22 protein-coding genes and 2 tRNA genes are annotated in these 22984 nt (G+C 65.2%); 11 read left to right on the top strand and 13 right to left on the bottom strand.

Annotated features, from left to right (window positions below; genetic code table 11):
- Positions 1-90 precede the first annotated feature (90 nt).
- Entirely contained in the window at positions 91-1008 is a 918-nt protein-coding gene (locus EJI00_RS23905) for a protein NO VEIN domain-containing protein (RefSeq protein ID WP_126749960.1), read from the top strand.
- Here the strand turns inward: EJI00_RS23905 and EJI00_RS23900 are convergent.
- A complete protein-coding gene (locus EJI00_RS23900; protein WP_126749959.1) occupies positions 1005-3149 on the bottom strand; it encodes an amylo-alpha-1,6-glucosidase in 2145 nt (714 codons plus the stop codon). The genes EJI00_RS23905 and EJI00_RS23900 overlap by 4 nt on opposite strands.
- A 3-nt stretch (positions 3150-3152) precedes the next feature.
- A complete protein-coding gene (locus tag EJI00_RS23895; RefSeq protein WP_126749963.1) occupies positions 3153-4223 on the bottom strand; it encodes a glycosyltransferase family 4 protein in 1071 nt (356 codons plus the stop codon).
- 200 nt (positions 4224-4423) lie between these two features.
- On the opposite strand from EJI00_RS23895, the gene EJI00_RS23890 reads away from it, so the two are divergent.
- From EJI00_RS23890 to groL, 3 genes are all read left to right on the top strand, one after another.
- Entirely contained in the window at positions 4424-5080 is a 657-nt protein-coding gene (locus EJI00_RS23890) for a diguanylate cyclase (RefSeq protein ID WP_126749958.1), read from the top strand.
- 133 nt (positions 5081-5213) lie between these two features.
- Complete coding sequence (gene groES / locus EJI00_RS23885; protein WP_126749957.1) at positions 5214-5534, top strand: co-chaperone GroES; 321 nt, start codon at positions 5214-5216, stop codon at positions 5532-5534.
- A 39-nt stretch (positions 5535-5573) separates the two neighbouring features.
- Positions 5574-7199: a chaperonin GroEL gene (gene groL / locus EJI00_RS23880; protein WP_126749956.1), complete on the top strand. Its 1626-nt coding sequence runs from the start codon at positions 5574-5576 to the stop codon at positions 7197-7199.
- Between the two features lie 85 nt (positions 7200-7284).
- Here groL and EJI00_RS23875 read toward each other — a convergent pair whose 3' ends face one another.
- The 3 genes from EJI00_RS23875 to EJI00_RS25500 are packed head-to-tail and all read right to left on the bottom strand — an operon-like array spanning position 7285 to position 8804.
- Positions 7285-7674: a TraR/DksA family transcriptional regulator gene (locus EJI00_RS23875; protein WP_260590833.1), complete on the bottom strand. Its 390-nt coding sequence runs from the start codon at positions 7672-7674 to the stop codon at positions 7285-7287.
- The gene (locus EJI00_RS25505; RefSeq protein WP_260590832.1) at positions 7671-8201 is read right to left on the bottom strand and encodes a hypothetical protein; all 531 of its coding nucleotides are present in this window, start codon (positions 8199-8201) and stop codon (positions 7671-7673) included. The genes EJI00_RS23875 and EJI00_RS25505 overlap by 4 nt, the downstream gene beginning before the upstream one ends.
- Before the next feature lie 54 nt (positions 8202-8255).
- The gene (locus EJI00_RS25500) at positions 8256-8804 is read right to left on the bottom strand and encodes a hypothetical protein (protein WP_260590831.1); all 549 of its coding nucleotides are present in this window, start codon (positions 8802-8804) and stop codon (positions 8256-8258) included.
- Between the two features lie 97 nt (positions 8805-8901).
- Here EJI00_RS25500 and EJI00_RS25495 point away from each other — a divergent pair, with 97 nt between their 5' ends.
- Positions 8902-9150 carry a hypothetical protein gene (locus EJI00_RS25495; RefSeq protein WP_260590830.1) on the top strand — a complete coding sequence of 83 codons (249 nt, stop codon included), beginning with the start codon at positions 8902-8904 and terminating at the stop codon, positions 9148-9150.
- Between the two features lie 42 nt (positions 9151-9192).
- Here the strand turns inward: EJI00_RS25495 and EJI00_RS23865 are convergent, their stop codons facing one another.
- Positions 9193-9417, bottom strand: a complete 225-nt coding sequence (locus EJI00_RS23865) for a hypothetical protein (RefSeq protein ID WP_126749954.1) — start codon at positions 9415-9417, stop codon at positions 9193-9195.
- Positions 9418-9576: 159 nt separating this feature from the next.
- On the opposite strand from EJI00_RS23865, the gene EJI00_RS23860 reads away from it, so the two are divergent.
- Positions 9577-10266, top strand: coding sequence for a class I SAM-dependent methyltransferase (locus tag EJI00_RS23860; RefSeq protein WP_126749953.1), 690 nt, complete (start codon positions 9577-9579; stop codon positions 10264-10266).
- A 26-nt stretch (positions 10267-10292) separates the two neighbouring features.
- On the opposite strand, the gene EJI00_RS23855 is transcribed toward EJI00_RS23860, so the two are convergent.
- From EJI00_RS23855 to EJI00_RS23830, 6 genes are all read right to left on the bottom strand, one after another.
- Positions 10293-11120, bottom strand: coding sequence for an SDR family NAD(P)-dependent oxidoreductase (locus EJI00_RS23855; RefSeq protein ID WP_126749952.1), 828 nt, complete (start codon positions 11118-11120; stop codon positions 10293-10295).
- Positions 11121-11273: 153 nt separating this feature from the next.
- A tRNA-Arg gene (locus EJI00_RS23850) sits at positions 11274-11348 on the bottom strand.
- 17 nt (positions 11349-11365) lie between these two features.
- On the bottom strand, positions 11366-11752 hold the full coding sequence (locus tag EJI00_RS23845; RefSeq protein ID WP_126749951.1) for a DUF427 domain-containing protein: 387 nt from the start codon (positions 11750-11752) through the stop codon (positions 11366-11368).
- 6 nt (positions 11753-11758) lie between these two features.
- On the bottom strand, positions 11759-12439 hold the full coding sequence (locus tag EJI00_RS23840; RefSeq protein WP_409514042.1) for a dienelactone hydrolase family protein: 681 nt from the start codon (positions 12437-12439) through the stop codon (positions 11759-11761).
- 258 nt (positions 12440-12697) lie between these two features.
- Positions 12698-13930, bottom strand: a complete 1233-nt coding sequence (locus tag EJI00_RS23835; RefSeq protein ID WP_126749949.1) for a methyl-accepting chemotaxis protein — start codon at positions 13928-13930, stop codon at positions 12698-12700.
- Between the two features lie 248 nt (positions 13931-14178).
- The gene (locus EJI00_RS23830; RefSeq protein WP_126749948.1) at positions 14179-14631 is read right to left on the bottom strand and encodes a hypothetical protein; all 453 of its coding nucleotides are present in this window, start codon (positions 14629-14631) and stop codon (positions 14179-14181) included.
- 442 nt (positions 14632-15073) lie between these two features.
- Here EJI00_RS23830 and EJI00_RS23825 point away from each other — a divergent pair, with 442 nt between their 5' ends.
- From EJI00_RS23825 to EJI00_RS23805, 5 genes are all read left to right on the top strand, one after another.
- Positions 15074-15808 carry a response regulator transcription factor gene (locus EJI00_RS23825; protein ID WP_126749947.1) on the top strand — a complete coding sequence of 245 codons (735 nt, stop codon included), beginning with the start codon at positions 15074-15076 and terminating at the stop codon, positions 15806-15808.
- A gap of 424 nt (positions 15809-16232) precedes the next feature.
- Complete coding sequence (locus EJI00_RS23820) at positions 16233-18515, top strand: CHASE2 domain-containing protein (protein WP_185868199.1); 2283 nt, start codon at positions 16233-16235, stop codon at positions 18513-18515.
- A gap of 108 nt (positions 18516-18623) precedes the next feature.
- Positions 18624-18983: a hypothetical protein gene (locus tag EJI00_RS23815; RefSeq protein ID WP_126749945.1), complete on the top strand. Its 360-nt coding sequence runs from the start codon at positions 18624-18626 to the stop codon at positions 18981-18983.
- Positions 18984-19103: 120 nt separating this feature from the next.
- The gene (locus EJI00_RS23810) at positions 19104-21218 is read left to right on the top strand and encodes a TonB-dependent siderophore receptor (RefSeq protein ID WP_185868198.1); all 2115 of its coding nucleotides are present in this window, start codon (positions 19104-19106) and stop codon (positions 21216-21218) included.
- A 16-nt stretch (positions 21219-21234) separates the two neighbouring features.
- Positions 21235-22776 carry a PepSY domain-containing protein gene (locus EJI00_RS23805; RefSeq protein WP_126749944.1) on the top strand — a complete coding sequence of 514 codons (1542 nt, stop codon included), beginning with the start codon at positions 21235-21237 and terminating at the stop codon, positions 22774-22776.
- Positions 22777-22907: 131 nt separating this feature from the next.
- On the opposite strand, the gene EJI00_RS23800 is transcribed toward EJI00_RS23805, so the two are convergent.
- Positions 22908-22983: transfer RNA gene (locus tag EJI00_RS23800), tRNA-Phe, on the bottom strand.
- Position 22984 lies beyond the last annotated feature (1 nt).

Raw genomic sequence — 22984 nt, 5'->3', positions numbered from 1 at the left:
TCTAGCGCAGCCATCGCCGCCGTCGATGGCCGCCGACCGGCCGTCGATGCGGCATACTCCCACCCCCCAAACTCGCCAGAAGCCCGCTGAATGGACAAGGAAGTCGACCCCCGCGTACTCGCCGTCATCGATGAGATGCGCCTGTCAGGACCGCGGCTCAGTCCGGTTGAAATCGTCGCCAAGATGGGCGTGTTCGACGCGCGCGACAAGCCCTTCGAGTACGCCTGGATGGCCACGGGCGACAACGTCATTGCCACCATCTGGGCGGAGTACGTGCACGTGGGTGCGGGCGGGCGCTGGTTCTATCTTGAATCGCTCGACACGCAGCACCGACCGGGCGGCGGCGCGCGAACGCCCAACCAGGTCCTGCGCGCCAAGGACCGCCTTGCATTGCTCAAGCGCACCTTCGACGCGGGCCAGGGCTTCCGCGCGGTCGTGCAGACCAACCGGGTTGCCATTGCCGAACTCGAAAGCAACAAGAGCGCGAAGGTGTCCACCCGCGTGCGCGACGACTCCGAATGGCACGTTGCAAGCTGGGAGCCCGAGCAGCTGCTGGCGGTGCTGGTGCGCGGCCCGCGCGGCTGGGTTCCCGATGAAGCCGACATGCAGGCCGCCAAGGCGCGCGGCGGCGTTCCGGCCGCGGTCGAAGCAGAGCCCGAGGCGACAAAGCCGGCTTCGGCAGAAGAGGTTCAGGCTGCCGCCATGGCGTATGTCATGGGCCACTTCAAGGGCTACGGCTACAACGCCGAGGACGTGGCCGGCCAGAAGCTGGGCTACGACATCGAGGTGTCGAACGCGAAAGGCGCAACCCTTCTCAGGGTTGCCGTGAAGGGCACCTCCACGGCAACGCCGAACTTCCACCTCACGCCCGAAGAAAACGCGTGCTCCGCGCGCGAGCCGCTTTGGCGCCTGCTGGTGGTGGCAGACGCCGGCGGCCCCACCGCGCAGCACAAGATCTACAAACCTTCGGAGATGAGCCAGGCGTCCGGCTTCGAAACGCGGGGTTAAAGCTGCAGGTTGACGTGGACCTTGGGCGTGCCGGGCGCCGATTGCGCGACCACGACGATCCGTTCTTCGAGCCGCTGAAAGTGCAGGTCGACCCGCGCACTCCCCACCTGCAGCCCTTGCACGTGCAGCTGGTCGATGTCCGCGGGCAGATGCGGCTGCACGATCTTCACCTCGCGCCGGACGCCGTCCACCTGCAGGCCCAGGCAGGCTTGCAGCAGCATGAACACAGACCCCGCCGCCCACGCCTGCGGCAGGCACGCCACCGGGTAGGCCACGGGTGACTGCCCAGGCTGGCGGTCGAAGCCGCAGAACAGCTCGGGCAAGCGCATGCCGAAGTGGGAGGCGGTCTCGAACAGGTTGTCCAGGATGCGCACCACACCGTCGCGCTCGCCGTATTGCGCAAGCCCGGCCGCGCACAGCGCCACATCGTGCGGCCACACCGAGCCGTTGTGATACGACATCGGGTTGAAGCGCACCGCCTCCGTCGGCAAGGTTCGAATGCCCCAGCCGGATGCAAAGGCCGACGACAGCAGCTGGTGGCCCACGGACAAGGCGCGCTCTTCGCCCGGCAGGCCCGTGAAGAGCAGATGCCCCGCATTGGAGGCACGCACGCGGCAGGGCTGGTTGGCGCCGTCGATGGCCAGCGCGTAGAACTTCAGGTCGTCGAGCCAGAAGCGGCTTTCGACCGCTTCGCGCATGGCTTCCGCTCGTTGACGCCAACGGGCGGCGCCGGAGTCGCCCTGCCACTCGGCCATGGACGACATCGCGAGAAACGCCGCATAGACATAGCCTTGCACCTCGACCAGTGCAATCGGCCCTTCGGGCGTGCGGCCGTCGGCGTGGAAGATCGAGTCGTGGCTGTCCTTCCATCCCTGGTTGGCAAGACCGCTGGCTTCGCCGCGCTGGTAGGCCAGCAGGCCATCGGGGTGGCGCGCCATGTTGCGCTCCATCCACTCACAAGCGGCGCATAGCGCGGGCCAGATGTGCGCGATGGTGGCGCGGTCGGCCGTGCGTCGCGCATAGGCACCTGCCAGGGCCACGAAAAGCGGCGTGGTGTCGACCCCGCCGTAGTACTGGCCGAAGGGCAGTTCGTCGACCGCGGCCATCTCGCCCTTGCGGGTCTCGTGCATGATTTTTCCGGGCTCGGCATCGCGAAAGCTCGAGGTTTGGTGCGCCTGCCGTGCCGCAAGAAATTCGAGCACGCCCTGCGCCAGCCTCGGGTCGATCCACAGCGTCTGGAAAGCCGTGACGATGGCGTCGCGCCCGAACGGCGTGGAGAACCATGGAATGCCCGCGTAGGGATACGGCCCTGTGGGCAGGTCGGTCGTGAGCAGCGCAAGGTCGGCGCGCGAGCGGTCGAGCCAGGCCTGGAACAAGCGGCCCGAAGCCTGCAGGCGCGAACCGCGGCGCTGGCGTGCGCGCATGCGCCATCGCGCAAGCACGCCGGCTTCGCGGAACCGCGCCGCGTTGGGCGTGCCGGGCTCCGTGCCCACTTCGATGTGGAGCGTCCACTCGCCGTGCGCTGCAAGCGGCACGGTGAATGCGGCGGTGCCCGCATCGAGGCGCTGCGGCACCTGCGAAAAGTCGATGCAGGCCAGGCGCGTGACCGTGTCGAGCCCCTGGTAGCGCAGCACCACGCCTTGAGGGGTGACCTCGGGTGCGCCGATGTCGCCGCGCCGTGCGCGTTGCTGGCCGCGCACTTCGAACATGTCGCGAAAGTCGGCGCCGAACTGCAGCGTGAGCGGCGCCTGCGCGGGCTGGTCGCTGTAGTTGACGAGCCGGATGCGCTCGAACAGCCGCGCGCCCCACAGAAAGCGCTTGCGCTCCAGATGGATCACGCCCTGCGGCATCGATGTCGAGCCGAGCACCGGCAGCGGACGGTTGGTGAGATTGGCGGTGAAGAAAACGTTGTCCTGGCTGACCCCGCTGGACAACAGCGACGGGCGCGCGCCGTCGAGCCGCAGCACGAATGTCGACAGCATGCGCGTGTCGTCGTGAAAGAGCCCGTCCACACCGCCGCCCACGTCGCCGTGGCCGTCCATCACAAAATAGGTGTCGCCTTCCTTGAGCACGAACGCGTGCTGCACCGCGCGTTCGGTGGCCGGCTCGGCCTGATCGACAGCAGGCACTTCAACGCTCATCGCTCAGGCCGCCTCGTGATAGACATGGTCTTGCGGCGGAAGCACTCCACCGCCGATCAGCCGCTTGTATTGCTCCACGTAGGCACTTGCCATCGCATGCGCGGAGAACCTGCTTTCGAACGCCTCGCGCACGCGGTGCCGGTCGAGCTTGCCGATGGCGCGCACCGCCTCCAGCGCTTGCGACTCGTCTTCGACAATGAGACCACTCACACCGTGCTCGATCACCTCGGGCACCGAGCCGCAGCGCCACCCGATCACCGGCGTGCCGCAAGCCATGGCCTCGATCATGACCAGGCCAAAGGGCTCCGGCCAATCGATGGGGAAGAGCAGCGCACGCGCACCGCCGAGAAATTTCGCCTTATCGGCATCGCCGATCTCGCCGATGAATTCGACCAGCGGATGGTCGAGCATCGGCTTGATCTTTTGCGCAAAGTAGCTCGCATCGGCCGCATCGACCTTGGCCGCGATCTTGAGCGGGAGCCCCGCTTTCTTCGCGATCTCGATGGCGCGGTCGGGCCGCTTCTCGGGCGCGATGCGCCCCAGGAACGCCAGGTATCCGTCAGGCTTGGGCTGGAAGGCATAGGGCGTTTCGTCCAGCCCGTGGGGAATGGTTGCGAACCAGTTGGCAAAAGGCAGCGGCTTGCGTTGGTGGCGCGAGATGGAGACCAGCGGATAGCGGCTCCAGCGCATGTAGGCGCCGGGCAGATCGGCAATGTCGAGCCGGCCATGAAGCGTGGTGAGCGTGCGGCCCGCCATGTCCTCGAAGAACGGAAAGTGCATCAGGTCGACATGGAAATGCAGCACGTCGAACTGGTGCGCTCGTCGCCGCACTTCGTGAAGCATGCTCAGGTGGCTGGCCAGGTCGGACTTCAGCGGCGCAGGGTCCAGGCGCAGGGCCTGCGCGCGCATGGGGGCCAGCTGGGCCCGGGTCTGGGTGTCCGCCGAAGCGAAAAGCGTGACCTCGTGGCCCTGGTCGACAAGCGCGTTGGCCAGGTGGGCGACGACCCGTTCGGTGCCGCCGTAAAGCCGCGGCGGAACGCCTTCGTAGAGGGGTGCGATCTGCGCGATCTTCATCGTCAAGACAGTCTCCTCGGGAGGAAATGAATGAACAAGGAATGAGGGCGAAGAAACGGAGGCGCGAGGCATCCGGGCTGTAATTTTGATGCGGCTGTTTTTAATTTCAAGAGCATTCAAAAGCGCCCCTGCGGCGTTCGCCGCTTGCAGCCGGCGCCGGCTTGTTCTAGATTTTTTTGCGTTGCATTGGAGGTCTCTTGATGAACATTCTCGAAACCGTTGCTGACCAGTCCGACGCGATGCGGCTGCCGCTGTATGCGGTGACCGTGACCGCCGTGGCCCGTGAAGAAGCGCCTGCGTTGCTGTCCCTGCACTGGCACGGCTTCTTCCGGCAGACGCCCCTGCATCTGCCGGGCCTCGAACTGCCCGCACGGCCGGTGCCGCAATGGATGGCGCAGTTCGACATGCCACCGGGCGTGCTCGATGCATTCGACGCGCTCGAGCAATCGCTGCTCGAGGCGGCGTGGCAGCTCGGCGCCTGGGACGTCGAGCGGCTGGAGCGGCCGGCATGGTGGCGGCTGGGCGCGCCCGCAACCGAAGTGAGCGACGGCCGACGCGCCTTTGGCTACTACGAAGACGACGACAGCGACAACGGCCACGTCATGGCCGATGCGCCCGACCGCGAAGAGCTGATGCGGCTTGCCGCGCACCGGGGCTACCTGCGCTGGCTGTTCCGCCCGCGCAAGCGCGGCATCTGGGCCGAAGTGCAAGACGATGGCGACGACACGCTCGACGAGAGCGGCGGGCGCCCGCTGCCCTGCCCCGTGATGCCCCAGCCGCTGCATGGCGACGATGCGGCGCGCCGCACTGTCTACCGGCTGGGCCGTGCGGACCGCATCCTGCTTGGCGGCGGCTGAAAAAAATCGTCACAAAAAAATTTGCGGCGCGGCCTCTTGAAGCGCTGGCCGCCAGCCCATAGCTCTCGCGCGCCGGCATTTCTCGGTGCCGGTTCAACTTTTTTGATGACCTGTATCGCTTAGGAGATTGAACATGAAACTTCATCCTCTGTACGACCGGGTGATCGTCAAGCGGATCGAACAGCAGCGCAAGACGGCTTCCGGCATCGTGATTCCCGACTCCGCCGCGGAGAAGCCCGAACAGGGCGAGGTGCTCTCGGTGGGCCAAGGGAAGCTGCTTGCGGACGGCACCCTGCGCCCCTTGCACCTGAAGGCGGGCGACCAGGTGCTCTTTGCCAAGTACGCGGGGCAGACGGTCAAGGTCGAAGACGAGGAACTGCTGGTGATGCGCGAGGACGATGTGCTCGCGGTTGTCGACACCGGCGAACGCGGCGGCCTGAAGCGCGTCGCCTGATGATGTCCAGAAACCCGTTGTGAAAGGAGTGATGAAAAAATGACAGCCAAGGACGTCAGGTTCCATGACAACGCCCGCCAGCGCATCGTCGCGGGCGTCAACATCCTTGCCGATGCGGTGAAGGTCACGCTCGGTCCCAAGGGCCGCAACGTGCTGCTCGAGCGCAGCTTCGGCGCCCCCACCATCACCAAGGACGGCGTGTCGGTGGCCAAGGAGATCGAGCTTGCCGACAAGTTCGAGAACATGGGCGCACAGATCGTGAAGCAGGTGGCTTCCAAGACGGCCGACGTCGCGGGCGACGGCACCACCACCGCCACCGTGCTCGCGCAAGCCATCGTGCAGGAAGGCATGAAGCACGTGGCCTCGGGCATGAACCCGATGGACCTGAAGCGCGGCATCGACAAGGCCACGGCCGCGGTGCTCGAAGAGCTGCGCAAGCTTTCCAAGCCCATCTCCACGGGCAAGGAAATCGCGCAGGTGGCGGCGTTGTCTGCCAACTCCGACGAAGCCATCGGCAAGATCATTGCCGACGCGATGGAGAAGGTCGGCAAGGAAGGCGTGATCACCGTGGAAGACGGCAAGTCGCTCGAGAACGAGCTCGACGTGGTCGAGGGCATGCAGTTCGACCGCGGCTACCTGAGCCCCTATTTCATCAACGACCCCGAGAAGCAGGTGGCGCATCTCGACGATCCGCTGGTGCTGCTGCATGACAAGAAAATCTCGAACATCCGCGAACTGCTGCCGGTGCTCGAAGCCGCCGCAAAGGCCGGCAAGCCGCTCCTGATCGTGGCCGAAGAGGTCGAGGGCGAAGCGCTTGCCACGCTGGTGGTCAACTCCATGCGCGGCGTGCTGAAGGTGGCGGCCGTCAAGGCGCCGGGCTTCGGCGACCGCCGCAAGGCAATGCTCGAGGACATTGCGGTGCTCACGGGCGCGACGGTGATCTCCGAAGAAACCGGCAAGCAGCTCGACAAGGCAACGCTCGAAGACCTGGGCCGCGCCAAGCGCGTCGAAGTGCAGAAGGAGAACACCATCATCATCGACGGCGCGGGCGACCAGGCGCTCATCGATGCGCGGGTGAAGTCGATCCAGGCGCAGATCGAGCAGGCCACCAGCGACTACGACCGCGAGAAGCTGCAGGAGCGCGTGGCCAAGCTCGCGGGCGGCGTGGCGGTGATCCGCGTCGGCGCCGCAACCGAAGTGGAAATGAAGGAGAAGAAGGACCGCGTCGACGATGCGCTGCACGCCACGCGTGCGGCCGTCGAGGAAGGCATCGTGCCCGGCGGCGGCGTGGCGCTGCTGCGCGCGCGTGCGGCCATCACCGAGCTGAAGGGCGCCAACGCCGACCAGGACGCGGGCATTCGCATTGCGCTGCGCGCGCTCGAGGCACCGCTGCGCGCCATCGTGGCCAATGCGGGCGTGGAGCCCTCTGTGGTCGTCTCCAAGGTGCTCGAGGGCAAGGGCAACTACGGCTACGACGCATCGACCGGTGAATACGGCGACCTGGTGCAGATCGGCGTGGTCGACCCGACCAAGGTCACCCGCACCGCGCTGCAGAACGCGGCGTCGATCGCGGGCCTGATCCTCACGACGGACGCGACCGTGGCGGAACTGCCCAAGCCCGCCGAGAAGGCTCCGGCCATGCCGGCGGGCGGCATGGACTATTGAGCCCGTTGCACGCTTCTTCTTGAAGTGCCGAGCGGCGTCCCTTGCGGGACGCCGCTTGTACTTTTGACTGGCCCCGGCCTTGGGTTCAAAGCGCCGGCGGCAGGCGGATTTCGATGGGGTGCGTGCGCTCGTAGCGCTCCTGGCATTCGACGCAGCGGGCCGAGGCCGGCATGGCATTGAGCCTTTCGGCCGGAATCTGCGCGCCGCAGTCCACGCAGGTACCAAATTCACCGTTGCGCAGCCGCTCCCTGGCGGCTTCGATGTCGCGGAGCTCGGCAACGTCGCGATCCATTTCGGCGCTTCGCAGCGCGCCGCGGAGCCGCTCTTCGGCTGCATCGACCGTGTCCGGCACTTGCACGTGCGGGGTTCGGGTGGGCGCCTCGGCTTCATCGGCCTTGGCGGTCCTCAATTCGGACTCGAGCTCGGCCGCCCGTTCGTCGAGCTTGCGGTGCCACTGTTCGGTGTTCTTCGTCATGCCGGAATCATCGGCAAACCGCATGCCCGCGGCGTGGCTTCTGCAGGCATGCGATGCTCCACCCGAACTCGCGGCAAAAGCCTGAAACCGAATTGCAGCACTCCGACACCCTTCTTCTGGCCGCCCTGCACGCCGCGCCGCGCAGGTACCGCATGCCGCCCTTGCCGGCGGATGCGGGCGTGGCCGCGGCAAGCAGCACGGATGCGGCCCTGGCCTTTGCGATCGAGGCCGTTCGCATCGGGCAGGAGGAGCTTGAGGTGCCGCCGCCGGTTTCCGTCCGGTCGCTTTTTACCGAGGCGCTGGCGCAGCTGATCCGCAAGGCGCTGGCGGCCGAAGGCGGGGACCCGGCTTTCCAGGCACTGGTGATGCAGGTGCAGGACCCGGCGGTTCGTGAACACGCGGAGCTGTCCAGGCAGCGAGAGGCCGACCAGCGTGCCATCAGGGCAGCGACGAATGCCATCGCGCATCCGGGCAAGTTGCGGAAGATGCCGGCCGATGAAGTGCGCGACGCACTGGCGCGGTTGCACGGCTTGGCGGCGGGGGACTCATGGGAAGAGCTCGCGCGCGCCATCGAGAGTCTGCTAGCCCGAAATCTCTCTGCACAGCAAAACTTGCATCCCGCGCTGCGAGCCATTCTTTCCAACCCTGCTCTGGAGCGGCTGGTGCGCGGCAGCCGCTTGCTGCACATGGATGCCGTGCGGCGCTACCAGGCGCTTTGCGAACGCCAGGGGCCGATGGCCGGCAGCCATGCCGCCCTCGCCAAGGGGCGCACGTCGGCCCGCCGGGGCGAGGATGCCGAGGAAACCGGCGTGCAGGCGCTCCGCAAGATTGCGGATGCGCTGAATCAGCGTGAAAAAGGTGTTGCGAACTATCGCGTCGTGCAGAGCCTTCGGAACCCTCCCGCTTTTCCGGGCGAGGCAAGCAAGGCCAAGGAAGAATGGGACGCCGCGATGGTGCGCAGCAGCACGGGCGACGGCGACGAACTCGTTCTTCTTGCAGAGATCAAGGCCTCCCCTGCTGCTGCCACAGCCGATTTCTCGCGCTTGCTGCGCGGCTTGCGGCGCCTGGCGGAGGCACGCTCCGAGACGACCTACGCCTTTGCATCTGTCGATGGGGTCGCGCGCATCCATGGCGCATCGCTGCAACGGCTGCAGCCCGACGGCGACTCATTGCCGCCGCACGTGATCTATTGCTGCTCGGCAGCCGCCCGAAGCGTATCCACCGTTGTTGAGCGCGGCAAGCAAGGCCGTGCTGCTTGGGGAGCCCGCGAGCCTCGCCTTCGCGCACCAGCTCCTTGCAGGCGAGCTGCCATCGCCCGCTTCTCTCGAACAGGTATGGAATGCGCTCACAACAGAGCCGCGGCTGCGGGCTGCGCTGCATCAATACGACACCGCGCGAAAGGCGCGCGCGGCCATGCTGCATCCGGCCGATCTGCTGGCGTCCGTCGCCCAGTGCCGGGAGGCTCCGGGCGGCTAGTGCTCGCGCAGCTTCTGCAGGCGAGCGACTCGCGCCAGGGCTTCAGGCGTCGCCGACGTTCACGGTCACCGTGCCGGTGCCATCGCAGTCCGGACAAGGCCCATTGCCGGCTTGCCCCGAGCCGCCGCAGCGCGGACAGATGCCCTCGGCGGTCTGGGCCGTGCCTGGCGGCGCCTCGTCGCCCTCGTGCTCCGCATGGCTCTTGTGGCCCTTGCGGGAGCGGGGAGATAAGGGAGACGGCGCAGGGTTGTTGATATTCTGGGTCATCGAAAAATCCTCGGCGTGCAATCGGCCTCTCTTGCCGTGCCAGGGCGCTTCGAGGCAACCCGCATGCCCGCAAACTCTGCCCCGCGCCGGGCACCCCGCTTGCCGTGTACGCCGGAAGCGTAACCAGGCGGAACTCCGCCCACCCAGGAACTGAAAAAGATGACGGAAAGCAGAGCACGATCCGGTGACCATGGCGCAACGCGCGACGACGATCGCTCGCAACCGCAAGCACCGGTGTCGGAGGCCGGCGTCGCACGTACCTACGACCGGCTCGCGCCGCTGTACGACACGTTGTTCGGCCAGGTGCTGGAGCCCGGGCGCAAGCGCATGGCGGAGGTCGTTCGCATGCTGCAGCCGGCATCGCTGCTCGAAGTCGGCGTGGGGACCGGCTTGGCGCTGGCGGGCTATCCGCCCCAATGCAAGATCGTGGGCATCGATCTCTCGCATGACATGCTCGACCGCGCGCGGGAGCGCGCGGCCCACCTGCCGCACCACGACATCAGCATCGAGCACATGAATGCCGAGCGCATGCGCTTTCCCGATGGCGCTTTCGATTGCGTGACCGTGCCTTATGTGCTGTCCGTGACGCCGCGGCCGGCCGAACTCGTGCGCGAGATCCGCCGCGTGTGCAAGCCAGGTGGAACCATCGTGGTGCTCAACCACTTCAGCGGCAGCAAGCTGTGGTGGCTTCTGGAGCGCGCCGTTCACTCGGCGGCCGAGCACGTGGGGTTTCGCTCCGACTTCAGATATGACGAGCAGATACTTTCCCATGACTGGCAGGTGCTGAGCGTCGAGCCGGTCAACCTGTTCGGCCTTTCGAAGCTGGTGGTGCTGAACAACCGCCGCTAGTGCGGCCCACGGGCACACTGCTCCCGTCACTGCTCCTGGTAGTTCCACAGCAACCCGCCGTCCACGACCAGGCTGCTGCCGGTGATGTAGCTGGCATCGTCCGACGCCAGGAAGGCGACGGCGCCCGCCACATCGCCCGGCTCGCCCATGCGGCCGAGGGGAATCTGGCCTATGAGCCGCTGCAGCTTTTCAGACTCGCCCAGCAGATCGGCGTTGATGGGCGTGCGAATTGCGCCCGGCGCAACATTGTTGACCGTGATGCCGAGCGGCGCGAGCTCGACCGCGATGTTTCGCATCAGCATCTTCAAGCCGCCCTTGCTTGCGCAGTAGGCCGCGAAATTGGGGAAGGGCAGCTCCTCGTGCACCGAGCTGATGTTGATGATCCTGCCGGGCCGGCCTGTTGAAGCAAGCGCCTGGGCAAAGGCCTGCGTCAGGAAGAACGGACCTTTCAGGTTCACATCGAGCACGGCGTCGTAGTCTTCTTCGCTCACTGCAAGGAAGCCCGCATGCCGCTCGATGCCTGCGTTGTTGACGAGGACGTCGATCGCCGCAAAACGCGCGAGCGCGCGCTGCATCAACTGCTCTACAGCGGCGGTGCCGGCGAGGTCGGCGGGAACGACCTCGCAGGCACGGCCCAAGGCGCCGATTTCTCCAGCGGCTTCGCGCGCACGTTCATCGTCGTGCCGCACATGCAGGACGATGTCCGCGCCTTCCTGCGCAAGCCGCAAGGCGATTCCCTTCCCGATGCCCTGCGCCGCGCCGGTGACCAGCGCGACCTTGCCATGCAACCGGGTGCCGGCAGCGCCTTGTGTTCCTGGATGCGGTGCTTTCACGGACGTGCCGGCTGATGGCATAGGGGGCTCCTTCTCGATATCGTTGGCAGGTGTGCGGCAAGCGTGGTGCCCGTCGGGGCGCTTGTCTGGGGCGACTCGATGATTGCCGCGGCCGTGCGCTGGTGCGCGGGGCGGGCCGCTGCGAGTTGTGCGGCAAATCTTGCCGCACACACGTGGCCCCGCCGCCAGGAATCGAACCTGGATCTCGGCCTTCGGAAGGCCGCATTCTGTCCGTTGAACTACAGCGGGAGCGTTGTCCCATCGGCTCAGCTCTTCGGGCGGACATGGATCTCCGGATACTTGTCGTCGTAGAACGCCACGCGCTCTTTCAGCGCCTGGTGTTCGTCGTACGGATCCTCGTACGCCCACACGGCATCGTCGAGTTGCCGCTCGCCCAGGTTCAGGCTGTAGTAGCTCGCATGGCCCTTGAAGGGACATTCGGTGGTGGTCTGCGAGCGCTTCAGCTTCTCCAGGCGGACGTCGGCGCGCGGAAAGTAGTAGCGCACCGGCGACTTGTCTTCGACAACCTTGATGACGTTCTTCGAGCTGGCGACGATGGCTCCTTCGACTTCGACCTCCATCGATTGTTCAACCGGTTCTTCGCGTACCTTGTGATCGGGCCACTTCTGATGCCCTGGTGACTTGCCGCTCATTTCGCGTTACTCCTTTGCGTGGTTCCTGGGTTGGTTGAGATGGCTCTTGAACCAGTCGCGAGCCAATGTGGAAACGGCGCCGAGCGCGTCGGGCTCTTCGAACAGGTGTGTCGCACCCGGCACGATGGACAGCCGCTTCTCGCAGCGCAGCGCCGCAGCGGCCTGCCAGTTCATGTCGATCACCGGCCCGTCGTTGCCGCCGACGATCAGCAGCGTGGGTGCGCGCACGCGCTCCAATGACGCGCCGGCCAGGTCCGGGCGGCCGCCGCGAGACACCACTGCATCCACCGCATCGGGCCGCTGCGCTGCGGCCACCAGCGCGGCACCGGCACCGGTGCTCGCGCCGAAGTAGCCGATTCGCAAGCGGGCGGTTTGCTCATGGCTGCGCAGCCAATCGGTCAGCCCGACCAGCCGATCGGCCAGCATGGCAATGTCGAAGCGCAGCTCGCGCGTGCGTTCGTCCTCGGCTTCCTCGTCGGGCGTCAGCAGGTCGACGAGCAGCGTGGCCAGCTTTGCCGCATTGAGGCTTTCGGCAACCTGGCGGTTGCGCGGGCTGAAGCGGCTGCTGCCGCTGCCGTGCGCAAACAGCACGATGCCGCTGCATGCGGCGGGCAAGCTCAGGTCCGCCTCCAGCGTGATGGAGGCGGAAGAAGAACGCAGCGGAACGCGGAGCGCACGCTGCTCCACGGGTCTGGATGCGGAGTCCAAGGCTACGCCCCCGCAGAAGAGATTTGCGAAGGGCGTGTTCCATGCGCGCCGGCAGCCGCTGGCATTCGGAACATCTCGACAGTCATTCGGTTTCCTTTGCGCGAGGGCTCGACGTCGTCCGCCGACCCTGCTATCGGTCACCTTAATTTTTTGCGGCTGTTCTTCTGTAGGGTGATGCCCACATTCGCGTAGGCGCAGTGCAGCGTTGCATCTTGAAAGAAAGAGTGACGCGTGGCGTCACTCAGCTGTGCGCCGGGCCAGCTGAATCACGCGCACCGGCCGGGCAAGAGGCCGCACCTGCACAGGTGGTGCCGCCGCAGGTTCGTCATCCTCCTCGTCGAGCTTGAAGGTGGCCACCACCTGCGACAGGCTGCCCGCCTGCTCCTGCAGCGATTGCGCCGCCGCCGCGGCCTCCTCGATCAGCGCGGCGTTCTGCTGCGTCACCTGATCCATCTGCGCGATGGCCTGGTTGACCTGCTCGATGCCTTGGGCCTGCTCGTGGCTCGCCGCCGTGATTTCGCCGACGATGTCCGTCACGCGCTTCACGCTGCCCACGATCTCTTCCATGGTCTTGCCGGCTTCACTCACCAGCGCGCTGCCCACGTCGACCTTGCCCACCGAGTCTTCGATGAGGCCCTTGATCTCCTTGGCCGCCGCAGACGAACGCTGCGCAAGGTTGCGCACCTCGGAAGCGACCACCGCAAAGCCCCTGCCCTGCTCGCCGGCACGCGCGGCTTCCACTGCAGCATTGAGCGCGAGGATGTTGGTCTGGAACGCGATGCCGTCGATCACACCGATGATGTCGACGATCTTCTTGGACGAGGCATTGATCGAGGCCATGGTGTTGACCACCTGGTTGACCACGCCTCCCCCCTTCACCGCAACCTCCGAGGCCGAGAGCGCCAGCTGATTTGCCTGTTTTGCGTTGTCGGCGTTCTGCTTGACGGTGGAGGTGAGCTCTTCCATCGAAGCCGCCGTCTCTTCGAGCGAGCTGGCCTGCTGCTCGGTGCGCGAAGACAGGTCGTGATTGCCCGCGGTGATCTGCCCCGATGCGACCACGATCGAGTCGGTCGATGCCTTGATGCGCGTTACCACGTCGGTCAGCGTGTCTTCCATCTCGCCCATGCCACGCAACAACCGCCCGAAATCCCCGCCGCGCTCGGTCTCGAATTCCTTGCTGAGGTCGCCCGAGGCCACCGTCTCGGCGATGAAGATCGCTTCACCCAACGGTTGCATGATGCTGCGCGAGAGCCAGATGCTGCCGCCGACGCCGGCCACCACCGCGGCGAATCCGAAGCCCAGCATGAAGCTCCGAGTCGACTCGATACGACGTGCGAGCTCCGGGGCGATGCCGCCGCCGGCCGCAATGTCGTGCAGACATGCAATGCCAATGGCAAGCGCCGTCGCCATCAACAGCAACACGATCCCGAATGCCATGCCCAGCTGGGCACCGATCTTCCAATTGCGCATGTGCTTTTCCGTGACGGCCGCCGGTGCGGAGGCCAGGTATCCAGGGATATCGGCAGGCGGTCGCGGAAACTTGAGGGGTGGGATCTAGGGATAAACCCGCAACGGCCCGCGAGCGCCGGCCGGATCACGGATGTCTCCGGACAGATGCCGAGGGAGATGCGGTTTGCTACGCCGATGTGGAACCGCGCGTCGCCTGCTACTGCGCGCTTCGAGCACGCCATTCCGAACACACGAATCCATGGAACGATTCAAACGATTTCGGTCGCCTTCGCCCATATCCGGTTGAAGAACGACTCCCGTGTTTTATTGAACACGACCCTCGAGTGCAGGCCGACAGCGGACTCTATCCGCGTTGTCTTGCCAAAGTCGGCGCTGGAAACCCAGACCGTGTCCGGCGCCACGAGCACAAGTTTGGCGTTGTTGTTGCTGTGCAGCGCGATGCGTATCCCGGGGAAGCGGCGCTTGAGCATCCGCGCTTCCTTTTGCGCGTCCACATTGGCAATGATGAAGATGTCTCGCGGGCGCTTACCCAAGGTTTGAGAAATGTATTCCGGGTCCGGAAGAGACCCGGTCATGATCAGGACGGGACCGGTGACGCGTGCAATTTGCGCAAGGCGCTTGTTCCACGTGCTGGTGCAGACGGACATCTTCGCGTCGTCGCAGGAAAACGCGAATCCACCACTGTCGTCTCTGAAAATCATGTGATGCTGCAACCCGTGTCAAAGCGGCGGCGGGTTGGGCAAACTCGTCCGTTGCGCCTTATCTTCCGCGGCGCTAAGCCCTGGCTCGGCCGCGTTGGTTTGGGCGGCTTCCGGCTCGCGCGACTGATCTTTTTCATGACTGCCCGAGAACTGACCGGCAGGTCATCCAATGAACTCGGTGCGAGGCTAGAGAACAGACGAATGCCCGTCCAGACTTTTGACAATTGCTGAGCATCCCAAGCGGATCTCCGGAAGTTTTCGCACTTCCGAGAAGCGCAGCATCCAGCGCCGCGGACACGCGCGTTTCCGACGCGCCCGGATTTGACAGTTTTTGAGTTTTGGTCCGCGGCTTGAAATTGGTTGCTACCTAAAATTGCATCAGCAAGCGCCCGGCTGCGTGCGCGCTTCCTGCATCCGCAACCCGATCGAAGCAACCGAAATCATGCGAATCGCAGCTCTTGACGACGATACTGACCAGCTTGACCTGATTAAGAGCATCCTGAAGGCGATGAACCATCAGTGCCACCTCTTCACGGACGGTGCTGCATTGGTGAATGAACTGCGCCGCGAGTCCTTCGATTTGCTGGTGCTCGATTGGGAACTCCCCGGCATATCAGGGCTGGATATCGTGCGATGGGTAAGGGCCAATGTGACGGAGCACATCCCGATCCTTTTCGTGACCAACCGGCGAGACGAGCGCGACATCGTCGAAGGCTTGATGCTTGGCGCGGACGACTTCATGAGCAAGCCCGTGGGCGTCGGTGAGCTGACCGCGCGTGTGCGAGCGCTGCTGCGCCGCTCCTATGCACAGGTTCGGACCGAAGAGGAAATCTGGGGCCGCTACCGGTTCATTCCCGCCCTGACGCAGCTCGAGATCGACGGCAATCCCGTACAGCTGACGCAAAGGGAATTCGACTTGGCACTCTTTCTGTTCCGAAACCTCGGTCGACTGCTCTCGCGCGGGCACATGCTGGAAACCATATGGAAAACCAACAATCCAGCCGGCACTGAGTTGATGTCACGTTCACTGGATACACATATTTCTCGGGTTAGAACGGTATTGGGATTGCGGCCGGAGAACGGCTTTCGACTGACGGCGGTCTATGGCCAGGGCTATCGCCTGGAGGCCGTCCGGGCCCCTAGAGCAGACATTGGAAAGATGGCTTGCGCGGCCTGATTTCTCCATAGCACGATTCCACTGGGACTCTCACCCCCTCCAAGCCCTTGCAGCTCGTGTCTGAGCGACACAGCCGAGCTGACCCAACAGCAGCACATCCCAAGTGGCACGCAGCTTGCACGACTGCCGTACACCCCTGAATCTTCCAGTCTTGCATACAAGACTGATGGCCGAATTTGAACCACCCACTCCCCTTTGAGGTGCATTTCACGCACCGTTCTAGCGCCTCTCGGAGGGTCGACCATGGGTTGCCGATGGCTGCGGGAGCTGAAGGCTGTTGAAAGCGCCGATACCCGAGTACCTCTGGCCGTATGCAGGCATGGATATGCACGCGCGTCGGCCTGGGCATTCCAACCCGAACACTCACGCCCGACACCGGTACAGGCGCTGGATCCGATGGGCGGGCCTCGCGGGTTTTGCGCTCATGCTGGTATTGGGACTGGATGCACTGGGAGTCGTGCGACAGCCGAACCGCGTCTGGCAGGACGCGCTCGTCGCATTGCAAGGCCGCGATGTGCGCAAAAGCAGCGTGATCGTGGTGGCTGTCGATGAACGGAGTATTGCGGCGCTGGGAAGCTGGCCCTGGCGCCGGTCGACTCACGCCGCGTTGATCGAGCGCCTCACGAAAGACGCGCCGCTTGCGATCGGCTTCGACATTCCGATCTCGGAGTCGGACCCCCATTCTGTTGAAGACAGCAGGGCACTGGCGGCGGCGCTGGAGCAGAGCGGGAAGGTCGTATTGCCGATCCAGATGTACGAAGGTGGCAGTCCACTGACCCTGCAACCTGTGTGCCCGCTTGTGGCGAGTGCAAACCGCGTGGGGCTGGACCGCTTGCCTGTGGACGATGACGGCCTCTTGCGCAAGATCTATCTGCGCGAAGGCTTGCGAGGTTTCGAGATGGACCATTTCAGTCTCGCAGTGCTTCGGGTGGGCGACCCGTCACGCTTCTCCAAGGATTTGCCTGGCAGTCCGGAAGGAGAGGACCACCTTCACACGCCGCCCTCCGGCAAGTGGCTCGATTGGGAGCGCTCGCACAAACTGATGGTGCCGTTCGCCGGACCGGCCGGGCACTTCCGGCGCATCTCGTACATCGATGTGCTCGCGGGGACGGTTCCGCCGGGCACGTTTCGCGGCAAGTATGTTCTAGTGGGCACCACCGCCGCGTCGCTGGGTGGCCTCTATGAAACGCCTGCGACCGACGACGCCGGCTTGATGCCGGGCGTTGAAGTCAACGCCAACATCCTGGACAGCCTGCTGGACCGTCGTGAAGTGACGAACGCTCCACCTTGGTTGAACACGGGCGTTAACGCATCGATGGTATTGCTTGCCTTTGTCGGCATGGCTGTTCTCGAACCGGTTTCCGCGTTGCTGATGACCGGCGCGCTGGCCTTGGCATTGCTGGTGGTCTCTGGAATCGGCACCGTTGCGTTCCGTTTGCAGTTCGCTCCCGCCGCGGGAATGCTGGGCCTGGGCACGGCATACACCTTGTGGAGCTGGGGCCGACTGAACGCAGCGACAAGGTACCTGATTGAGGCGTCCGCACACTTGCGCGCAAGCGCGAGCATCGCGCAAGTGCCTGCGATGCAAATGCATTCGTCCGGCGACTTCCTCGACCGGCGCATCAAGGGACTTGCGGTTGCCGCACAGCACCTGCGCAACGTCCATCAACTGGTGAGCGACAGCCTCGACAACCTGCCAGATGCGACGCTCGTATGCGGCAAGCACGGTGACATACGCTTGGCCAATGCGGCCGCGGCACGTTATTTCAACGCGGACTCGGCCGAAGCGTTGCAGAACCTGTCGATCGTTGAGCTCATGCAGCAGGTGCGGTCTGTCGACGACAACCAGCCTGTGGCCACGCCAGCCTCGTTGGCGCGCCACCCCCTTGCCGGCGCGGTGCAGGCACGGGATCAGGCAGACCGCGATCTGCTGGTGAAACATGCGCCGTCGCTCAGCATTGATGGACAACATGCCGGGTGGATCTTCAGCCTTGTCGACGTGAGCGAACTGCGGCGGGCCCAGCGCCAGCATGACGATGCAATCCACTTTCTGAGCCACGACATTCGCGCGCCGCAGACAGCCATCGTCACCCTGCTTGAACTCAATCGGCACGACCCCGCGGCCATGACCGCAGCGCAGCTGCGGGAACGGATCGCCCGGCATGCGCACAAGGCGCTGGCGTTATCGGAGGGATTCATTCAACTGGCGCGTGCACGATCGCAGCCCTACCGGATTGAACTGCGCAACCTTCCGGCTCTTCTGAACGAATGCATCGATGACGCTTGGGAAGCGCATGCAAGCAATCAGATTCAGGTGGTGCTCGACCCAAGCAGCGCAACCAGAGCTTTCTGCCGCATCGACCGCGACCTGGTCTCGCGCGCAATCGACAACCTTCTGGACAACGCCATCAAACACTCTCCGCCCGGTTCGACGATCGGGTGCGCCATCGAGCTGCACGGGGATTGCTGGGCAGTCCGCATCCAAGACCAGGGGCCCGGCATCGAGGCAGATCGGCAAGCCGCGGTCTTCGAGCCGTTTGAACGCGGTGACCATGGCGGCGGCCGGAGTCACGGCGCCGGGCTCGGCCTTGCGTTCGTCAAGACCGTGGCTGCTCGCCACGGTGGGCGGGTCTCGCTCTATAGCGCCGAAGGGATGGGCTGCGTATTTCGGTTGTTTCTACCGAGAGCGCCTGGCAGCCGGGAGTGAAGTGCCACAGACATTCCGGTATTGAGGAAATGCGGGCATCCCACTTGCCCGCGCGGAATTCCCTCAACCCGTTCCGACCAGTCTTTCACCTGACTCATAATCCAGCGCATGCCTGCCCTGCGTCATGTCCGCAATCTCGTCCGCTTCGTGCTGGCCTGGTTCGTGTTGTCGCTGGGCGTGGCAGTGGCATCGCCCATGGTCCATCCACAAGAGATGGAACTGGTGTGTTCGGCTGCGGGCGCCATCAAGGTCGTTGTGCAGACCGATGACGGCGCACGCGAGCTCGGCGCCAGTCACCTCGACTGCCCGATGTGCGTGCTGACCGGCGCACCGCCGCCCGTGGCGCACGCGGCCGATCTCCCTGGCATCTTGCCGCTGGGCCACGCGGTCCAGTCGATTCCGGCCGCGCGTCTCGCCGCAGCCACCGCCGCGCCGTTGCCCGCGCGCGGCCCTCCCGCTCTCTGCTGACCCGATCGAGCTTCCGACGCGCGTGACGCCTGCACCGGTCTTCAGACCCTTGCGGCGCGCGCAGCCTCTTTCGTTTCCGCAGACAAGCCGGCACCCCGATGGGCGCCGCAGAGAGCATCCATGAAGAAGACCATTTTTCCGCTCGCGCTGGGCGCGGCGTTTCCCTGGCTGGCCACGCCGGCCCATGCCGCGGACGAACAACAACCCGCGCTTCCCGTCGTGTCGGTCACTGCCACCCACGATAGCGGCCTTGGCGCGCCCGTCGCAACAGGTTCGAACCTGGGCATTACGCCATTCCAGACACCGGCGAGCGTGGGCACCATCACGCGCGAGCAACTCGAGCAGCGCGGCGATGCGAACGTGGCCGACGCCATCACGCGGTCGACCGGCATCAGCAGCCTGGCCCATCCCGGCAACGGAGGCTCCTCCCTGGCCGCACGCGGATTCACCGATTCGACCTCCGTGATGCGGCTGTACGACGGCACGCGCCAGTACGGCGGCGTCGGCGTGACCTTTCCGTTCGACACCTGGTCGATCGATCGCATCGAGGTTCTTCGTGGGCCGGCATCGGTCATCTACGGCGACGGCGCCATCGGCGGCGTGGTCAACGTGATCCCCAAGAAGCCCCACCGTGGTCCCATCGAGAACGAGGTGCAAGCCACCATCGGAACCGACAACACGCAAAGACTCGGCTTCGGCAGCGGCGGGGCCATCAACGACAGGCTGTCGTACCGGTTGGATGTCAGCGGCGACCGTTCCGACAGCTGGGTGGACAGGGGCGATTCGCGCAACCGGACCTTCTCGGGCGCGGTTCAACTGAAGGTCTCTCCCGAGTTCAGCCTGCGGCTCAGCCATGCCCAGGGCAGGCAGAACCCGATGCGCTACTTCGGAACACCGCTGGTCAACGGGCAGCAGCTCCCGGCACTGCGCGAGAAGAACTACAACGTCGGCGACAGCACCATCCAGTACCGGGACCACTGGACCGAGCTGGCGGCGCAATGGACGCCAAGCGCGGATACCACGGTGCGAAGCCGCCTGTACCGCATCGACAGCCAGCGCTACTGGCGCAACGCGGAGTCGTATGCCTACAACCCGCGAACAGGCCTGATCGACCGGTCCGGCAACACGCAGATCCGGCACGACCAGTCGCAAACGGGGAACACGACCGATGCGACTTTCAAGGGCACTCTGTTCGGCCTGAACAACCAGGCTTCCGTGGGGTTCGACATCAACTCGAGCTCATTCACGCACACGAACAACACCTACGTCGGCTCGTCGCCGTCCGTCGACCCACTGAACCCGATTCCTGGCTACTTCGTCAGCGGGGTGCCCTTCATTCCCCGCTACCGCAACGAAGCGAGGCAATCGGCGGTGTTCGCGGAGAACCGGCTCGAACTGAGCGATCGATGGTCCCTCGTCGCGGGCCTGCGCCACGACCACGCGCGCATCTCGCGCCGCGATCTGGTGGCCGGCACGGCGGCGTTCGACAGGTCTTTCTCCCACACCGGGTGGCGCATCGGGACCGTGTTCGAGATGGTCCCGAACCTTGCGCTGTACGCGCAGTACGCCAAGGCCGCGGACCCGGTGAGCGGGCTGCTCATGCTGTCGCCGGCGAACAGCAAGTTCGATCTCTCCGCTGGCAGGCAGGCCGAAGTCGGCGTGAAGCAGACGTTCTGGGACCAGCGCGGTGAATGGAGCTTGGCGGCCTACCACATCACCAAGAACAACCTCGTCACGCGGGACCCGAACAATCCGGCACAGCGCATCCAGGTCGGCCAGCGCTCGTCGCGGGGCCTCGAAGCCAACGTCGCCATGGCCTTCGCTGCCGGCTGGCAGCTGGATGCCAACGCGGCCGTGCTGCGCGCGCGGTACGACGACTTCTCGGAAACCGCGGGGGGCATTGCCGTTTCGCGCGCGGGGAATGTGCCGACCGATGTGCCCGAGCGGCTTGCGAATGTGTGGGTGAGCTGGAACTTCCTGCCGAAATGGACGCTGAGCTCCGGCCTGCGCTACGTGGGCAAGCGGTATGCGGACAACGCCAACACCTTGACGTTGCCTGCCTACACCACGACGGACCTGGCGCTCCGGTGGCAGGTCACGCCCGACACCACAGTGACGCTGCGCGGCTTCAATCTCTTCAACAAGCGCTACTACACGACGGCGTACTACACCAACACGCAGTGGTTCGTCGGAGAGGGGCGCCGGGTCGAGCTGACCGCCCATCACCGGTTCTGAGCACGGGAGCTTCAAGATGTCGCTGGGCAAGCGCATGAAGCGCCTGACCTATCTCGTCCACCGCTGGACGGGCGTAGGGGCATGCGTGCTGATGGCACTTTGGTTTGTGAGCGGTGTGGTGATGCTGTTCGTGGGTTATCCGAAGCTCACGCCGTGGGAGCGGATGCGGGCACTGCCCGCGCTCGATCCCGCGCGGTGCTGCGTGCCGGTCGGCGTGGCGCTGTCCGCGGCCGCCGCAAGCGGACGCGCGCACGAGGTCGTCCTGACCCGCGTGAGTGGAAGGCCGGCTTACCGCGTCCGCACGGCCGAGGGCAAGTACCTGCTGGTGGACGCGGCCGAAGGAAAGCCGGTGCCACCGGCCAATGCCGGTTCGGCGCTGAACGCAGCGCGGCTCTTCGTCGGCGGCGGCCAAGGTGAATACGTGGGCCTCGTCAGTGAGGACCGATGGACGCACTCGCGCGGCCTCGATGCACACCGCCCGCTGCATGTCGTCGAGATGGACGACACGGCGCACACGCTGCTGTACGTTTCTTCCGCCACCGGCCAGGTCGTGATGGACGCACCGCGCGCGCAGCGGATGTGGAACTACGTCGGCGCATGGCTGCACTGGGCCTACATGTTCCGCGACCGGTCCATCGACCCGGGCTGGAGCTGGATCGTGATCGTGCTGTCCGCCGCGTGCGTTCTGACCTCGGTCACGGGCACCGTGGCCGGCATCTGGCGCTGGCGCTTCAGTGGCCGCTACAAGTCCGGCTCGCGTTCTCCCTACCGCGAGTTCCATCTGCATTGGCACCATGTGCTGGGGCTGGCCTTCGCGTCGATTGTCTTCACATGGATCTTCAGCGGCCTGATGTCGATGAACCCGGCAGGCATCTTCGATGCCAGGGGGCTCCGTCCCGACATGGCGCAGTACCGCGGAAATGTTCCCGGGACGGCGCGGCTGGATATTCCGGTCGCACAGGCCCTCAGGCTCCTGGAAGCCTCGCGCTTTGCTGCAAGCGAATTGGAATGGCGGGTCCTCGACGGCCGCCCGTTCATTCTTGCGCGCAATGCCGCCAACGACACTCGTTTGGTCGTGCAGGAGAAGGATCGGTATCGCGTGCTCGACCGATGGCCCCGGGCGGACCTCGTGCATGCGGCGACGCGGCTGCTTGCCGCGCCCATCCTGACGCAGGAGGACCTCGAGCGCTACGACGCGTACTACTACGAGAGACAGCCCGAAGCGATGATGGGTGCCGCGGAGCGCGGTCTGCCGGTGGTGAAGCTTCGCTTCGGCGATCCTCACGACACCTGGGCGTACCTGGACGTGCGAACCGGGGACGTAGTGCTGAGCGCGGACAGATCGCAGCGCGTGGGCCGATGGCTTTTCAGTTTCCTGCACAGCTGGGACCTGCCGGCGATGCTGCGCGCGTCAGCCCTGCGGGAGGCCGTGCTGATCGTCTTCAGCCTGGGAGGGCTGCTGGTCAGCTTGACGGGTATCGTGATCGGGTACCGGCGTGTGCTCACCTGGATCACGCACATTAAAAGTCGGCCTATCTATTCGAGCCGGCAGCACTGAGTCTGGGCTGGCGGCGCGTAGATCGACCTCAGCAATGGCGCTGCGGGACCTCAGCAACAGGCGCGAACCCCGTGGGGGGATAAAACGAAAAAGGCGCTACAACTTTGATAGTTGTAGCGCCTTACGAATACTGGTGGCCTGGGGCGGAATCGAACCACCGACACGCGGATTTTCAATCCGCTGCTCTACCAACTGAGCTACCGGGCCT

The organism is Variovorax sp. DXTD-1 (genome assembly GCF_003984625.1).
In the GTDB taxonomy this organism is placed as follows: Bacteria; Pseudomonadota; Gammaproteobacteria; order Burkholderiales; family Burkholderiaceae_C; genus Variovorax.
The sequence above is the reverse complement of the archived record's forward strand: the minus strand, read 5'-3'. Positions and strand labels throughout refer to the sequence as shown.

Bases quoted from the DNA above. Each gene is read 5' to 3' on its own strand.
- EJI00_RS23905 (WP_126749960.1), top strand. From the start codon at position 91: ATGGACAAGGAAGTCGACCCCCGCGTACTCGCCGTCATCGATGAGATG.
- EJI00_RS23900 (WP_126749959.1), bottom strand. From the start codon at position 3,149: ATGAGCGTTGAAGTGCCTGCTGTCGATCAGGCCGAGCCGGCCACCGAA.
- EJI00_RS23895 (WP_126749963.1), bottom strand. From the start codon at position 4,223: ATGAAGATCGCGCAGATCGCACCCCTCTACGAAGGCGTTCCGCCGCGG.
- EJI00_RS23890 (WP_126749958.1), top strand. From the start codon at position 4,424: ATGAACATTCTCGAAACCGTTGCTGACCAGTCCGACGCGATGCGGCTG.
- groES (WP_126749957.1), top strand. From the start codon at position 5,214: ATGAAACTTCATCCTCTGTACGACCGGGTGATCGTCAAGCGGATCGAA.
- groL (WP_126749956.1), top strand. From the start codon at position 5,574: ATGACAGCCAAGGACGTCAGGTTCCATGACAACGCCCGCCAGCGCATC.
- EJI00_RS23875 (WP_260590833.1), bottom strand. From the start codon at position 7,674: ATGACGAAGAACACCGAACAGTGGCACCGCAAGCTCGACGAACGGGCG.
- EJI00_RS25500 (WP_260590831.1), bottom strand. From the start codon at position 8,804: ATGGATGCGCGCGACCCCATCGACAGATGCAAAGGCGTAGGTCGTCTC.
- EJI00_RS23865 (WP_126749954.1), bottom strand. From the start codon at position 9,417: ATGACCCAGAATATCAACAACCCTGCGCCGTCTCCCTTATCTCCCCGC.
- EJI00_RS23860 (WP_126749953.1), top strand. From the start codon at position 9,577: ATGACGGAAAGCAGAGCACGATCCGGTGACCATGGCGCAACGCGCGAC.
- EJI00_RS23855 (WP_126749952.1), bottom strand. From the start codon at position 11,120: ATGCCATCAGCCGGCACGTCCGTGAAAGCACCGCATCCAGGAACACAA.
- EJI00_RS23845 (WP_126749951.1), bottom strand. From the start codon at position 11,752: ATGAGCGGCAAGTCACCAGGGCATCAGAAGTGGCCCGATCACAAGGTA.
- EJI00_RS23835 (WP_126749949.1), bottom strand. From the start codon at position 13,930: ATGCGCAATTGGAAGATCGGTGCCCAGCTGGGCATGGCATTCGGGATC.
- EJI00_RS23830 (WP_126749948.1), bottom strand. From the start codon at position 14,631: ATGATTTTCAGAGACGACAGTGGTGGATTCGCGTTTTCCTGCGACGAC.
- EJI00_RS23825 (WP_126749947.1), top strand. From the start codon at position 15,074: ATGCGAATCGCAGCTCTTGACGACGATACTGACCAGCTTGACCTGATT.
- EJI00_RS23820 (WP_185868199.1), top strand. From the start codon at position 16,233: ATGCTGGTATTGGGACTGGATGCACTGGGAGTCGTGCGACAGCCGAAC.
- EJI00_RS23815 (WP_126749945.1), top strand. From the start codon at position 18,624: ATGCCTGCCCTGCGTCATGTCCGCAATCTCGTCCGCTTCGTGCTGGCC.
- EJI00_RS23810 (WP_185868198.1), top strand. From the start codon at position 19,104: ATGAAGAAGACCATTTTTCCGCTCGCGCTGGGCGCGGCGTTTCCCTGG.
- EJI00_RS23805 (WP_126749944.1), top strand. From the start codon at position 21,235: ATGTCGCTGGGCAAGCGCATGAAGCGCCTGACCTATCTCGTCCACCGC.